The organism is Curtobacterium sp. NPDC089689 (genome assembly GCF_044749145.1).
Lineage (GTDB): Bacteria > Actinomycetota > Actinomycetes > Actinomycetales > Microbacteriaceae > Curtobacterium.
Genome location: NZ_JBIVHJ010000002.1, coordinates 501,370 through 516,136, shown reverse-complemented (window position 1 = coordinate 516,136; position 14,767 = coordinate 501,370). Strand labels below are relative to the sequence as shown.

The window sequence follows — 14,767 nt, the reverse complement described above, 5'->3', positions numbered from 1 at the left end:
GGCTGCCCTGGTGTGGTCGGCAGGGTCAGGCCGGCTCGGTCGCGGTGCCGGCCTGGATGGCCGTGATCGCGACGGTGTTGACGATGTCGCTGACGAGCGCTCCGCGGGAGAGGTCGTTGATCGGCTTGCGGAGCCCCTGGAGCACCGGGCCGATCGCGACCGCGCCGGCCGACCGCTGCACGGCCTTGTACGTGTTGTTGCCGGTGTTGAGGTCGGGGAAGATGAACACCGTCGCCTTGCCCGCCACCGGGGAGTCCGGCATCTTCGTGCTCGCGACCGTCGGATCGGCGGCCGCGTCGTACTGGATCGGGCCCTCGACGAGGAGGTCCGGGCGGCGCTCGCGGACGAACGCCGTGCCCGCCCGCACCTTGTCCACGTCGGCACCGGAGCCGCTGTCGCCCGTCGAGTAGCTGAGCATCGCGACCCGGGGGTCGATGCCGAACTGCGTCGCGGTCTCGGCCGAGGAGATCGCGATGTCGGCGAGCTGCTCGCTCGTCGGGTCCGGGATCACGGCGCAGTCGCCGTAGACGAGCACCCGGTCGGCGAGGGCCATGAGGAACACGCTCGACACGATCGACGTCTCGGGGCGGGTCTTGATGATCTCGAAGGACGGCCGGATGGTGTGCGCGGTCGTGTGCTTCGCTCCGGAGACCATGCCGTCGGCGAGGCCGAGCTGCACCATGAGCGTGCCGAAGTACGAGACGTCGGTGACGGTGTCGCGGGCGAGCTCGACCGACATCCCCTTGTGCGCCCGGAGTCGTGCGTACTCCTCGGCGAAGCGCTCCCGGAGCTCGGGGTCGAACGGGCTGAGGAGCTGCGCCTGCTCGATGTCGAGGCCGAGCTCGGTCGCGCGGGCCCGGATGGCCGCCGGTTCGCCGAGGATCGTGATCCGGCAGACCTGGCGCGCGAGCAGCGTCGATGCCGCGCGGAGGATGCGGTCGTCGTCGCCCTCGGGCAGGACGATGTGCTTGCCGTACCCGCGCGCCCGGTCGAGGAGACCGTGCTCGAACATCAGCGGTGTGACCACCCCGGACGGCGTGACCTGGAGCCGGTCGCGGAGCTCGTCGGCGTCCACGTGCTGCTCGAACAGAGCCAGCGCGAGGTCGGCCTTGCGCGGCGAGTCGGCCGCGAGCCGCCCCCGGGTCTGGGTGATCCGGAGCGCCGTGTCGTACGTGCCGAGCGTGTTCTGCGCGATCGGCAGCGAGCTCGACAGACCCTCGAGCAGCCGCGAGATCTGCGGGGCGGTCTCGAACCCGCCGTTGAGGATCACGCCCGCGAGGCTCGGGAAGGTCTCGGACTGGTTGGCGAGCAGCGTCGCGATGAGGACGTCGCTGCGGTCGCCCGGGACGACGACGATGCCGCCCTCGATGAGCCGTGGCAGCACGTTCTCCATGCTCATCCCGGCGACCACGGTGCCGAGGGCTTCACGGTCGAGCAGGGCCTCGTCGCCGCGGACCAGGGTGGCGTCGGTGGCTTCGAGCAGGGCACGGACCGTCGGCGCCACGAGCACCGGGTCCTCCGGGATCGCCCAGACCGGCACGCCGGCGTGGTCGTCGTGCACGGCGGCGCCGACGCTCGACACGATCTCGGCGAGCCTTTCGGGGTCCGCTCGGTTCACGACGACGCCGAGGAGCTGCGCGTGTGCCGCCCGGAGCTCGCTCGTCGTGACGTCCGCCACCTGGGCCATGGCCTCGGGCGTGCGGGCGCCGCGGTCGGCGGAGTCGCGTCCACCGAGCACGAGGAGCACGGGAGCGCCGAGGTTCGTCGCGACCTTGGCGTTGAACGACAGCTCGGTGGGGCTGCCCACGTCGGTGTAGTCCGACCCGAGGACCACGACCGCGTCGCACTGCTGCTCGACCTGGGCGAACCGCCGGAGGATCGTCGCGACGGCGGCGTCCGGGTCGGCGTGCACGTCGTCGTACGTGACCCCGACCGCGTCGTCGTAGGAGATGCCGACCGCGGTGTGCTGGAGCAGGAGTTCGAGCACGTAGTCGGGCTCGTGCACGGAGCGCGCCACCGGCCGGAACACGCCCACCCGGCCGACCGTGCGGGCGAGCGTCTCGAGGACTCCGAGGGCGACGGTGCTCTTGCCCGTGTGGCCCTCCGCGGACGTGATGTAGATGCGGGTCGACACGGATCCAGGGTAGCCGCCGGTCATGACGCGACATCCGGGTGGATTCCCATCTGTGGACGCACGTGGTCATCCACACCCTCGCGGACCTGTAGCATGGGGTGTCGTCACCGCGAGGTGGCGCCTGGAGGATTCGCCTAGTGGCCTATGGCGCACGCTTGGAAAGCGTGTTGGGTGCAAGCCCTCAGGGGTTCGAATCCCCTATCCTCCGCCAGAAGTAGCAGTTGGGTGCGCGCACAGCGCCGTTCAGCGGGGTTCGAATCCCCTATCCTCCGCCAGCAAACGACGAAAGCGCGAGACTCCGGTCTCGCGCTTTCGTCGTTCCCGGCCCGCCCGCGACACCGGGTCCCCCACGTGGTGGACCGCCCCGCACCCCGATCCGCGCACGGTGGCCAGGACACGCCGTCGCGGGGTGGAACGGGCTGTCCCCGATACCCGTCGGTCGCCTATGCTGACCGGACGGCGCCCCCGGGACGGGACGCCACGGGACACGAGCGGCAGGGGCGTCGCTCGGCAGCGCGACTCGCTGCGCCCGCATCTCAGGAGGATCCGACGTGGGGGACATGACTGCGCAGGCGGCGGTACGGCCGCGCGTCCGCACCTACGACCTCGTCGTCCGCCCCCGCAGCGCGCTCGTCCGATCGACCGCGCTGAGCATCGCCTTCTCCGCGGTCCCCCTCGCCGTCGCCCTCGTCTGGGTGTCCTTCCCGTTCCGGCTGTGGGCGCTCATGGCCGCGATCGTCGTGCTCCTGGCCGTCGTCGTGGGCGCGGCGGTCGTCCGGCTCGGGACGGCCTACGTCGGCGTCGACGCCACCACGGTCGACGTGCGCGGCGTGCTCTCCGCCAGTCGTCGGATCCCCCGCGACACGGTCGACCGGGTCCTGCTCGTCGAGACGTACGGCGCATCGGTCGAACGGTCCGTGCGCGAACTCGTGGCGTTCGCCGCTGACGGGACGCACCTGTTCCGGTTGCGCGGTGACGTGTGGGGCGACGCCGGACTCGACCGCGTCGTCGACGAACTCGGCGTGACCGTCACCGAGGAACCCAAGCCGCTGACCACCCGCGAGTTCGCGCGGCGCTGGCCGTCGAGCCGCGCGTGGTACGAGCGCTCCCGGGCGTTCCTCGTGGTCGGGCTGCTCGCGGTCCTCGTCGTCGGCGGCCTCCTCGTCGTCGAGACGGCCGGCCTCCTCTCCGCCTGACCGGACGGGCAGCACGCCCGACGGGCAGCACGCCCGACGGGCGGCACGCCCGACGGGCGGCACGCCCGACGGGCAGCACGCCCACCCGGCAGCACGCCCGACGGGCAGCACGCCCGCTCGGGCCTCAGCGACGCCGCCGCAGCGTCGAGAAGATGCCCTGCACGACCTCCTTGGCGATGGTCCGCCCCAGTCCGGACCCGAGCAGGTCCGACAGCGGGTCGTTCGCCTTCCGGGACGCCGTCGTCCGCGTGCTCGACCGCCCCGACCGCCGCGCCTCGGCAGCCCGCTCGGCCCGTTCGAACTCCCGCTGCGCCTTCTCGTACTCCTTCTGCGCCGCAGCCCGGTCGCGTTCCTCCTGCTTCGCCTTCGCGGCCGCCTCCTTCGCCGCGGTGGCCTGCGCCCGGGCAGCCTCCTTCTCGGCCTCGGCAGCGGCCGCCGCAGCGGCCTTCGCCGCGTCGGCCGCGGCCGCGTCCGCGGCGGCGGCCTCCATGCGGCGGGCGAGCATCTCGTAGGCCGAGTCGGGGTCGACGCGGGTGCCGTAGGTGGCGAGGAGTGGCGATGACTGCACCCGTGCCTCCAGGTCGGGTACCGGCATCGCGTCCATCGACCCCTGCGGGGCACGGAGCCGGGTCCACGCCACCGGGGTCGGCGCACCCTTCTCGTTCATGACCGTGACGATCGCCTCGCCGGTGGCGAGCGAGGTGAGGACCTCGCCGAGGTCGTAGTCGCTCGACGGGTACGTCGACACCGTGGCCCGGAGCGCCTTCGCGTCGTCCGGGGTGTGCGCGCGCAACTGGTGCTGGATGCGCGACCCGAGCTGCGCGAGCACGTCGTTCGGCACGTCCTTCGGTGTCTGCGTCACGAAGAAGATGCCGACGCCCTTCGACCGGATCAGCCGGACGGTGCGCACGATCTGGTCGGTGAAGTCCTTCGAGGCCCCGTTGAAGAGCAGGTGCGCCTCGTCGAAGAAGAACACGAGCTTCGGCTTGTCCTGGTCGCCGACCTCCGGGAGCTCGTTGAAGAGGTCCGCGAGGAGCCACATGAGGAACGTCGAGAACACCTGCGGCTGGTCCTGCACGCCCGGCACCTCGAGCAGGCTGACCACGCCCCGACCGTCCGCGGCCGTCCGGAGGAACACCTGCGTGTCGATCTCGGGCTCGCCGAAGAACTGGTCCGCACCCTGGTCGGCGAAGGTGATGAGCTCGCGGAGGATCACGCCGGCGGTCTGCTTCGACAACCCGCCGAGCTCGGCCAGTTCCTCCTTGCCGTCGTCGCCGACGAGGAACGTCAGGACGCTCCGGAGGTCCGAGAGGTCGACGAGCGGCAGGCCGGCCTGCTCGGCGTAGTGGAACACGAGCCCGAGCGAGGACTCCTGCGTCTCGTTCAGCCCGAGCACCTTCGACAGCAGCAGCGGGCCGAACCCGGACACCGTCGCGCGGATCGGGACGCCGGTGCCCTGCCCGCCGAGGCTGTAGAACTCGGCCTCGCTCGCGACCGCCTGCCAGTCCTGCCCGATGCCGGCGGTACGGGCGAGGAGCTTCTCGCTGCTCGTGCCCGGCACCGCGAGGCCGGACAGGTCGCCCTTGATGTCGGCGGCGAAGACGGGGACCCCGTTCGCGGCGATCTGCTCGGCGAGCAGCTGGAGCGTGCGGGTCTTGCCCGTGCCCGTCGCGCCCGCCACGAGGCCGTGACGGTTGAGCATGCCGAGCGGGATCCGCACCTGCACATCGGGCAGCGCCTCGCCGTTCACGAGGGCGCCGAGCTCGAGGGCGCTGCCGGTCACCCGGTAGCCGTCGCCGACCGCCGCCACTGCGTCCGGTCCGAGCGGTCCGGTCGCGTCGGCGGGTCCGGTCGCGTCGGCGGGGCCGGTCGCGTCGGCGGGGCCGGTCGCGTCGGCGGGCGCGGTCGCCGGTGCACTGCCGGGAGGCACGGTGCCGGTCCCCGACGACGACACCGGCCCGTCGGTGGTCGCGGGGGTACCGTCGTCCGCGGCCGGTGCAGGTGTCGGTGCGGGTGCGCCGGCGACGTCGGGTGCCTCCGCGTCGGGAGCCGCGTCCGCGGTGGGCACGGAGGCCGCGAGCGCCGCCGCGAGTTCCTCGGCCCGCGCCGCGGCCTCGTCCGCGAGGCGCCGAGCCTCGTCCGCCGCGGCCTTCGCCGCCGCTGCCGCCGCCCGTGCCTGCTCCACCGCATCGCTCATGGGCTCAGCATACGAACGGCGCGGACAGCCGGTTCGGTCCCGCTCGTGCCGCTGTCGGACGACTCGGTCGACGTCGTCCGACAGCGGTCACGTCGTCCGACGGCGACGGCCCGTGCACCGCGACGCCACCCGATGCCGCGCGAGCCGCCGCGCGACGCGTCAGTGCGAGAGCGCCGGCACCGTCCGCGGCCGCACGACCACCCAGAGCAGGGTGATCGCCACGGCCGACGTGCACGCCATCACGGCCGCCATGGGCGCCGCGGTGGTGATGCCGAGCCAGCCGACGATCGGCGAGATGAGCCCGGCGACGCCGAAGTTCAGGGCACCGAGGAGGGACGCAGCGGTGCCCGCCTCCTTGCCGTGGGCCGCGAGGCCGATCACCTGCACGAGCGGGAACGAGAACCCGCAGGCGGCGATGAAGAACCACAGCGGCACGAGCACCCCGACGAGCCCGGCGCCGAGCAGGTCGAGCACGATGATCGCCACGGCCGCGAGGAACAGTGTCGCGGTCGAGCACGCCAGGATCCACTGCGGGCCGACGCGCTGCGCGATGCGGGACGAGATCTGCACCCCGAGCACGACGCCGATCGAGTTCACCGCGAAGAGCAGGCCGTACTGCTGCGCGTTGAGGTCGTACACCTGTTGGAACAGGAACGGCGACGCGCTGAGGTACGAGAACAGCCCGCTGAACACCATCGCGCCGATGAGGGCCACGCCCACGAAGATCCGGTCGGAGAAGAGCGCCCGGTACCGCTGCCCGACGCTCGAGTGCCCGGCCTCGTGCCGACGTGCCGGCGGCAGGGTCTCGACGATGAGCAGCACCGAGGCGATCACCACGGCGAGGCCGTAGCAGGCGAGGAAGACGAAGATGCCGCGCCAGCTCGTGAACCGGAGCATCTGCGAACCGATGAGCGGGGCGAGGATCGGCGCGAGCCCGTTCACCATCGCGAGGCGGGACAGCATGCGCACGAGGGGCTTGCCGCCGAACAGGTCGCGGACGGTCGCCATCGCCACGACGCCTCCGGCCGAGGCCCCCATGCCCTGCAGGACACGGAACAGCGCGAGCACCTCGACGTTCGGGGCGAGCGCGGCCCCGACCGAGGCGGCCACGTGCACGCTGGTCGCGATGATCAGCGGGAGGCGCCGACCGACCTTGTCACTCCAGGGGCCGACGAGCAGCTGCCCGACCGCGAACCCGATCGTGGTCGCCGTCAGGGTGAGCTGGACCGTGCCGGCCGAGATCCCGAGGTCGCCCTCGAGGGACGGGAACGCCGGCAGGTACAGGTCGATGGTGAACGGCCCGAGCGCGGTGAGGGCACCCAGGACGAAGACGTAGACGAGGCGCTGTCCGCGGGAGAGCGAGTCCCCCGGGTGCAGGACGACGCGGAGCGAACCGGTGGTGGCGGGCGCGGTCACGAGCTGGGTCCTTCGACGTGGGGAGGGGTGGTGGGAGGAGGGGGGCCGGAACCGGGTCGAATCGATTCGGCCGCGGAACCATCCTAACCGCACCTGTGCGTCACCTGACATGCGGTACGTTCGGACTGCCCGGCGGACCGGGCGATCTGGACAGGAAGGGGGTGGGTGTCGTGGTGGACGCCCGGATCCTGCACACGACCGCGGCCCTGCGCGAGGCGATCCTGCGCCTCGCCGCCGATCGTCCCGTGTCGCGCATCACCGTCGCCGACGTCACACGTGCCGCGGGCATCAACCGCGCGACGTTCTACTCGCACGCGGTCTCCCCCGGGTCGCTGCTCGCCGACGTCCTCACGCCGGAGCTCGACCGCATCCGCGACGACGACGCCGCGGCGCGTCGGGCGGCGTTCGAGCGCGGCGCGGGACCGGACGAGCTCGAGGCCATCACCCGCCGCGGCATCGACGCCGTCGTCGAGCACGTGGTGTCGTACAAGGACATCTACGGCAAGGCGCTGCCCGACCCCGAGGACGGCTCGCTCCACCGCCTCCTCGTCGACCACTTCACGGTGTCGAGTGCGCAGCACATCCGGGAGCTCCCGGCCGAGGGTCGGCCCGAGCTCCTCGACGACGTCGCGGCAGGGTTCGTCGCCCAGGGGTTCGTCGGCGCGATCGAGGCGTGGCTCGCCGGCCCGCGCCGGTCGCGGAAGTCGCTCGTGCAGACGATCACGCTGTCGTTCCCGGCCTGGTGGCGCTGACGCGTCGCGCCTCGCGCCCCGCGCGCGTAGCAGACGGACGGGAGGCCCGGTGCCAGCTGGCGCCCCTCCCTCGCAGGCTCGGTCGGCGCGCTCCGCGCAACGCTTCGCGTTGCCGCTGAGCGGGGCGCGCCCGTCCGTCAGGTGCGTCCTTCGTCGACGCGCCACGCGCTACCGGCGCGCCACCTGCGACAGTCCGCTGAAGGACACCGCGCCGAGGCCGGTCACGTCGTCGTACCCCTCGGCGGTGGTGAGCGACGTGTCGTGGTCGAGCGTGACGAGGTAGTCCTTGCCGCTCGTGGCGCTCGTGTAGGCCAGCGCGATCGGCGACTTCGGCGGCTTCACGTCGGTGAACGCCTTCGGGGTCGCCCGGTACGTGGCGTACAGCGTCGGGTTGGCGAACCCGAGCCGAGCGTGCGTCGATTGCTGCACGATCGCCATGAGGGCCGCCGTGAGCGGGGACGCGAGCGAGGTGCCGCCGTACGTCTCGTTCACGAAGTCCCCCGTGGCGAGGGTGCTGTCGTCCGTGATCGGGCGGATGCCGATCGCGAAGCCGGTGTACGGGTCGGCGAGCGCCGCGAGGTCCGGGGACACCCGCTTGCCGTTCGCGAGGGACGACGGCACGACGCCCCGCTGGTACGCGGGCTGGTCGAAGAGCGTGCTCGTGCCGCCGCCGGCGCCACCGCCGACCAGGTTGCCCGGGAGCGGTGCCGCGTACACGTTCCCGCGGTCGCTCGACACGATCTGGTCGAGGACGTCGCCCCACCCGGTCTCGAACGTCTTGCGGCCGTTCGCGCCGATGCCGAGGCTCGTCCCGCCGACCGCGGTCACCCACGGGCTGGAAGCCGGGAAGTCCGGCTGCGCGCTGCCGAGGGCGGCGGACTCGTCACCGTTGTCCCCGCTCGAGAAGTACAGGCCGATGCCCTCACCGGCGGCCTGGACGTGCAGGTTCTCCTGTCCGCGGATGCTCGACAGCGGCACGTTCTCGCCGACGTCGCCGTAGCTGTTGCTGACGAGGTCCGCGAGCCCCTGGTCGAGGATCTTCGACATCGCGACGTCGAGCCCGCCGCCGCAGTTCGTCCCGCCGACGTAGAGGATCTTCGCGGCCGGGGCGACGGCGTGCACCGACTGGACGTCGAGCGTCTCCTCGCCCTGCCACCCGCTCGGCTGCTGGCAGAGCACCTGGTCGGTGAACTGCGAGGGCGCCGGGATCTTCTGCTGGAAGGTCGCGTCGGTCAGACCCGGCTCACCGTTCTGGGCCGAGTAGGTGTTCGTGTCGTGCACGATCGTCGGCGAGGCGTACGCGTCGATGATCGCGACGGTCTGCCCCTGGCCCTGGACGCCCGTCGCCGCGAGGGCGTCCACGCCGTAGGCCGAGCGGATCTGCTTCGGGACGTAGCCGCAGGCGAACGTGCGGACATCGGTCTGCCCGTACGCTGCCGGCACGGTCGCGGTGTGCTGTCCGTCGTACTGGGAGCACTTCGCCTGGATGCCGGTGGGGCCGGTGGCCTGCTGCCTGAGCGTGCGCGCGGGTGTCGAGGTCGCGGGGGTCTGGCCCTGCTGCACGAGCTCCGGGTGGGTGAGGAGCCTGCCCTGGTCGACGCTGACCCCGCTCACGAGACCGGCGATGGAGGACGGCAGCGACGGTGCGGAGGCCGGCGCGACGAGGGTCTTCCCGGCGTGCTGGTAGCGGTGCAGGCTCGTGCCGAGCACCGAACCGACGACCGACGCCGGCCCGCGGAACACCACGAACTCGTGGCTCGCCGGGACGGCCGTGATGGTGAGGCCCTGTGCGCGGAGGTAGCCGGTGACCTCGTCCGCGGAGGCCTTCGTCGGGGCGTACTTCGCGATCCAGGCCGACGGGCTGAGCGGCTTGCGGTACCGGGCGTTCCCCGGGGTGGACACCGCGGTGGCGAGGGCCTCGGCACCCTGCTGGTTCCGCAGGGGCAGGTAGACCTCGCCCTCGACGTCGGTGCTCGCCGCCACGGTGCCGGCGTCGTTCGTGCTCGTCGCCCACGTGGGGACGGAGTCGGGGAGCGTGTGCCGGGTCGCCGCGTCGGCCGGTCCGGCAGCGAGGGCGACGGCACCGACCGTGCACGCTGCGGTGGCGATCGCGACGAGCGCGGTCCGGGTCCTGCGGGGTTCGGTCCGACCGGGGGTCGGTGGGCGTCGTTGCACTTCGGGTCCTCTCACCGTGGAGCTGGGTGAGGCGAATGTAGTGAGCTTCCGGAACGACCGGACAGTCGGTGGTTCCACCGACGAACGACGTCCCCCGTTCGAGGGACGCGGCCTGTCCCTCCGCTCAGCGGCGGACGGCGTCGTTCCGAGGCTCGGCGGGGCGATGCTGGGGAAGCGCCGTGAGACGACGACGCCCCCTTGTGTGGACGGCCTCAGCCGACGTCGGGCTTCTCGCCGCGCTGCAGCGACTCCACGACCGCGGTGGCCTTCGCGACCGTGGCCGCGTCCGAGTCGCTGCCCTGCACGCGGTAGTCCGCCGAGACCCCGTCCCCGCCGGTGCCCGAGGCCGGCAGGGGGTCCCCGACGGCGACGATCACCACGCCGGCGTCGTGGGCGACCTGCACCGCGCCGGCGAGCGACGCGGGGTCGGCGGCCTCGACCAGGACGGCCTTGGCACCGCGCTGCACGAGTGCCCGCAGTGCCGACCGCTGGTCCGCCGCGGCGTCGTCGGTACCGGCCACGCGCACGTCCGGCCGGAACCCGGCGGCGGTCAGGTCGTCGCGGAAGCGTGTCGCGAGCGGCACGCCGCCCGAGGTCGTCCCCGGGATCGCCGCACTGTGCAGGAGGACGACGCCGACGACCGCGCTCTGGTCGAAGCCGCCGTCGGAGCTCGTCAGGTCGCTGCTCTGCACGGGCGTGGGCGCCGCCGACGTCGCGCCCTGGCACCCGGTCAGGGTGAGGACCGTCGCGAGGGCGACGGCTGCGGCGACGATGCGGGCGGACACGTCGGCCACGCTACCCGTCGGCCACGGTCGATGACGGCGGCGGCACCGGCCCGAGGCGGCGGACCGCTGCCCACGCGAGCAGCGACACGACGACCATGCCGCCGAAGACGAGCGGGAACGACACGTCGGTGTCCGCTCCACCGGTCCCGACGAAGAGCAGCCCGGTGAGCGCGAGGCCCACCACGCTGCCGGAGGCGTCCGCGATCGTGAGCGCACTCGACGCGAAGCCGTCGTCGCCCTCCCCCGAGAACCGCAGCGTGAGCATCGACGTCCGCGGGTAGATCGCCCCCATGCCCGCTCCCCCGACGAACCAGCCGACGACGAGCACCCACCACGGCAGGTCGAACGTCGCGACGGCGAACGCGGCGAGCAGGCTCACGAGCACGAGGCCGAGGCCCACGGCGAACGTCCGTGCCGCGGTCAGCCGGTTCTCCCCGAGCCGTCCGTGCAGCCAGCTCGCACCGGCCCAGCTCAGTGCGGCGACGGTCAGCGCGAGCCCCGCCGTGGACGCGGACAACCCGTGCTTCGCCTGCAGGAGGAACGGGACGTACGCCTCGCTCCCGAAGAACGACGCGGCGACGAGGCCGCGGAGCAGCACGACCGACGGCAGGCCGGGCGCGGCGCGGAACGTGCCCGTCGGCACGAGCGGTCGGAGCGCCGCCCAGGTGCCGACGACGCCGATGACCACGGCTGCGACGCGGGCCCAGGTGCCGAGGTCCGGCGCGACGTTGAGGAGCAGGATGGCGACCGCCGCGGCGACCGACCACCCGATGCGGGCGCGCTGCCACGGCGCCCGGACATCGACAGCCGGCGGGTGCAGGCGGCGGAGGGTCGGGACGAGCACGCTGAAGCCGACGACCGCGATGACGAGCGCCCCCGCGAAGACCCAGTGCCAGTTCCAGACGTCGGTGACGATGCCCGCGAGCGCGGGACCGACGAGGGCCGGGAGGACCCAGGCCGCGGCGAACCCGGCGAACACCGGGCCGTGCAGCTCGTCCGGGAAGATCCGCGCCACGAGCACGTAGAGGACGACGTCGATCGCCCCGGCGCCGAAGCCCTCGACGAGCCGACCGACGAGGAAGACCTCCATCGTCGGCGCGGTCATCACCACGGCTGTTCCGACGGCGAAGAAGGCGGCGGACACCCACGCGACGACGCGTCCGCCGGAGCGGTCGGTCCAGTTGCCCGCGAGGACCATGCCCGGCACGCCGGCGGCGAGCGGCGCGGCGAAGGCCAGGGCGTACAGGGTCTCGCCGTCGAGGTCGCGGCTGATCTCCGGCATGACCGTCGTCATCGCCAGGTTCTGGAACGCCGCGACCGCCACGATGGCGACCATGCCGACCGTGGCGAGTGCGTACCGCCCGCTGAAGATGCTGGTCCTCGTCGGCGCGGCGGTGCTCACCGCACCATCCTAGGAGCGGCCACCGACGGCCGTGGGGCCGGCCGGGGACGCACGGGAGGCTCGTGGCGGCGCCGCCACGAGCCTCCAGGCCGACCCTCAGCGCGTCAGCGCGTCAGCGCGTCAGCGCGTCAGCGGGTGAGGGCCTGCTGCAGGTCCGCGACCAGGTCGCCGGCGTCCTCGATGCCGACGGACAGGCGCACGACGTCGTCCGGTACCTCGAGCTCGGTCCCCCGCACCGAGGCGTGCGTCATCTCGCTCGGGTACCCGATGAGCGACTCGACGCCGCCGAGCGACTCCGCGAGCGTGAACACCTCGGTGGACTCCGCGAACCGCTTCGCCGCCGCGGCGCCGCCGGACAGCGAGAGCGAGAGCATGCCGCCGAAGCTGCGCATCTGGCGGGCCGCGACCTCGTGCCCGGGGTGGTCGGCGAGCCCCGGGTAGAACACACGCTCGACCCCGGGAGCACCGACGAGCGACTCGGCGACGGCCTGCGCGTTCGCCGAGTGCCGCTCCATCCGGACCGCGAGGGTCTTGATGCCGCGGGTGGTGAGGAACGCGTCGAACGGCGACGAGATCGCCCCGGCGCCGAACTGCAGGAACGCGACCTGCTCGGCGAGTTCCTCGTCGGCGAGCACGACCGCGCCGCCGACGACGTCGGAGTGACCACCGAGGTACTTCGTGGTCGAGTACACGACGGCGTCGGCGCCGAGCGCGATCGGCTGCTGGAGGTAGGGCGACGCGAACGTGTTGTCCACGACGACGAGTGCCCCGGCGAGGTGCCCGAGCTCGGCGAGCGCCGCGATGTCGGCGATCTTCATGAGCGGGTTCGTCGGCGTCTCGACCCACAGCACGGTCTTCGCGGGCGCCCCCTCGAGCGCGGCCCGCACGGCGTCCTGGTCGCTCATGTCGACCACGACGAGCTGGACGCCCCACGGCACGTGCACCCGGTTCACGAGGCGGTGGGTGCCGCCGTACACGTCGTTGCCCATGACGACGCGGGCTCCGGGCTCGAGGTACGCGCGGAGCAGGGCGTCCTCCGCCGCGAGGCCGGACGCGAACGAGTACGCCGCGACCCCGCCGTCGAGGTCCGCGAGCAGCGTCTGCAGACCGTCGCGCGTCGGGTTGCCGCCGCGGGAGTACTCGTAGCCGGCGCGCATGTTCCCGATGCCGTCCTGCGCGTACGTCGACGTGACGTGAATCGGCGGGATGACGGCGCCGGTCCCGGCGTCGGGCTCCTGGCCGGCGTGGACGGCGCGGGTGCTGAACTCGGTCATGCTGGTGCTTCCTCGGTCGTTCGGGCGGACGTGCGGTCGGTGGGCCGGTCGGGCGGACGGCCGGTCGGTCAGTCGGAGAGGGACGTGAGCAGGTCGTGGCGGGTCAGGACCGTGACGGGCTTGCCGTCCTCGACCACCAGCAGGGCGTCGACGGTCTCGAGCGCACGACGGGCGGCGGCGACGGACTCGCCGATGCCTATCAGCGGGAGCGGGTCGCCGACGAACGGCGTGAGCGCGTCCGTCATCGACGCGGCGCCGGTGAACACCTGCTCGAGCAGGTCCTTCTCGGCGACGGCGCCGACGACCTCGCCGATGACGACGGGCGGCTCCGCGCTGAGGACCGGCATCTGCGAGACGCCGTACTTCGACATGATGTCGACGACGTCGCGGACGGTGTCGGACGGGTGCGCGTGCACGAGGTCGGGCAGGCGGCCGTCCTTGCCCGCGACGATCGACCCCACCGTGCGCGCGTCGTCGGTCTCGGCGAAGCCGTACGAACGCATCCAGCGGTCGTTGAAGATCTTGCCGAGGTAGCCGCGGCCGCCGTCCGGCAGGAGCACCACGACGACGTCGTCCTCGGTGAGGTCACGGGCGGCCCGGAGCGCGGCGACCACGGCCATGCCGCTCGAGCCGCCGACGAGCAGCCCTTCCTCGCGAGCGAGCCGCCGGGTCATCGCGAAGGACTCGGCGTCCGTGACGGCGATGATCTCGTCCGGCACCCCGGCGTCGTACGCGGCGGGCCAGAAGTCCTCGCCGACGCCCTCGACCAGGTACGGTCGGCCGGTGCCGCCGGAGTAGACGGAGCCCTCGGGGTCGGCGCCGACGATGCGGACGCGGCCCTCGGAGGCCTCCTTGAGGTAGCGACCGGTGCCGGAGATGGTACCGCCCGTACCGACGCCGGCGACGAAGTGCGTGATCCGCCCCTCGGTGTCGCGCCAGATCTCCGGGCCGGTGGTCTCGTAGTGGCTGCGCGGGCCGTTCGGGTTCGCGTACTGGTTCGGCTTGTAGGCGCCGGGGATCTCCCGCACGAGCCGGTCGGACACCGAGTAGTACGACTCGGGGTGCTCCGGTGCGACGGCCGTCGGGGTGACCACGATCTCGGCGCCGTACGCGGTGAGGACGTTCCGCTTGTCCTCGCCGACCTTGTCCGGCAGCACGAAGACGCACCGGTAGCCGCGCTGCTGCGCCACGAGGGCGAGCCCGACGCCGGTGTTGCCCGAGGTCGGCTCGACGATCGTGCCGCCCGGGCGGAGGTCGCCGGACGCCTCGGCCGCGTCGATGATCCGCGTGGCGATGCGGTCCTTCGACGATCCGCCGGGGTTGAGGTACTCGACCTTCACGAGGACGGTCGCGTGGACGCCCTCGGTCACCCGGTTGAGCTTGACGAGCGGGGTGTCGCCGACGAGGTCGACGACGGAGTTCGCGTAACGCACGCG

10 protein-coding genes and 1 tRNA gene are annotated in these 14,767 nt (G+C 72.9%); 3 read left to right on the top strand and 8 right to left on the bottom strand.

Translation table 11 applies throughout. From position 1 onward, the window contains the following. Positions 1-25: 25 nt before the first annotated feature. The gene (pta, locus tag ACIPYW_RS10725) at positions 26-2,134 is read right to left on the bottom strand and encodes a phosphate acetyltransferase (RefSeq protein WP_400413203.1); all 2,109 of its coding nucleotides are present in this window, start codon (positions 2,132-2,134) and stop codon (positions 26-28) included. 123 nt (positions 2,135-2,257) lie between these two features. Here pta and ACIPYW_RS10720 point away from each other — a divergent pair. Continuing rightward, a tRNA-Ser gene (locus tag ACIPYW_RS10720) sits at positions 2,258-2,345 on the top strand. A gap of 340 nt (positions 2,346-2,685) precedes the next feature. After that, positions 2,686-3,330: a hypothetical protein gene (locus tag ACIPYW_RS10715; RefSeq protein WP_400413201.1), complete on the top strand. Its 645-nt coding sequence runs from the start codon at positions 2,686-2,688 to the stop codon at positions 3,328-3,330. A gap of 124 nt (positions 3,331-3,454) precedes the next feature. Here ACIPYW_RS10715 and ACIPYW_RS10710 read toward each other — a convergent pair whose 3' ends face one another. Further along, the gene (locus ACIPYW_RS10710; protein ID WP_400413199.1) at positions 3,455-5,527 is read right to left on the bottom strand and encodes a helicase HerA-like domain-containing protein; all 2,073 of its coding nucleotides are present in this window, start codon (positions 5,525-5,527) and stop codon (positions 3,455-3,457) included. 159 nt (positions 5,528-5,686) lie between these two features. After that, the gene (locus ACIPYW_RS10705; RefSeq protein ID WP_400413197.1) at positions 5,687-6,943 is read right to left on the bottom strand and encodes a multidrug effflux MFS transporter; all 1,257 of its coding nucleotides are present in this window, start codon (positions 6,941-6,943) and stop codon (positions 5,687-5,689) included. A gap of 161 nt (positions 6,944-7,104) precedes the next feature. Between ACIPYW_RS10705 and ACIPYW_RS10700 the strand changes: the two genes are divergently transcribed. After that, positions 7,105-7,695, top strand: coding sequence for a TetR/AcrR family transcriptional regulator (locus ACIPYW_RS10700; protein WP_290131252.1), 591 nt, complete (start codon positions 7,105-7,107; stop codon positions 7,693-7,695). 168 nt (positions 7,696-7,863) lie between these two features. Here the strand turns inward: ACIPYW_RS10700 and ACIPYW_RS10695 are convergent, their stop codons facing one another. The 5 genes from ACIPYW_RS10695 to ACIPYW_RS10675 all read right to left on the bottom strand — a co-directional run bounded on the left by ACIPYW_RS10695 (position 7,864) and on the right by ACIPYW_RS10675 (position 14,764). Then, on the bottom strand, positions 7,864-9,870 hold the full coding sequence (locus tag ACIPYW_RS10695) for a protease pro-enzyme activation domain-containing protein (RefSeq protein WP_400413193.1): 2,007 nt from the start codon (positions 9,868-9,870) through the stop codon (positions 7,864-7,866). 212 nt (positions 9,871-10,082) lie between these two features. After that, the gene (locus ACIPYW_RS10690) at positions 10,083-10,655 is read right to left on the bottom strand and encodes a hypothetical protein (protein ID WP_400413190.1); all 573 of its coding nucleotides are present in this window, start codon (positions 10,653-10,655) and stop codon (positions 10,083-10,085) included. A 10-nt stretch (positions 10,656-10,665) separates the two neighbouring features. Beyond that, positions 10,666-12,057: an MFS transporter gene (locus ACIPYW_RS10685; protein WP_400413187.1), complete on the bottom strand. Its 1,392-nt coding sequence runs from the start codon at positions 12,055-12,057 to the stop codon at positions 10,666-10,668. Positions 12,058-12,185: 128 nt separating this feature from the next. Beyond that, positions 12,186-13,331 (bottom strand): cystathionine gamma-synthase, encoded by a 1,146-nt coding sequence (locus ACIPYW_RS10680; RefSeq protein WP_400413185.1) that lies wholly within the window; start codon positions 13,329-13,331, stop codon positions 12,186-12,188. A gap of 68 nt (positions 13,332-13,399) precedes the next feature. After that, positions 13,400-14,764, bottom strand: a complete 1,365-nt coding sequence (locus tag ACIPYW_RS10675; RefSeq protein ID WP_400413182.1) for a cystathionine beta-synthase — start codon at positions 14,762-14,764, stop codon at positions 13,400-13,402. Positions 14,765-14,767 lie beyond the last annotated feature (3 nt).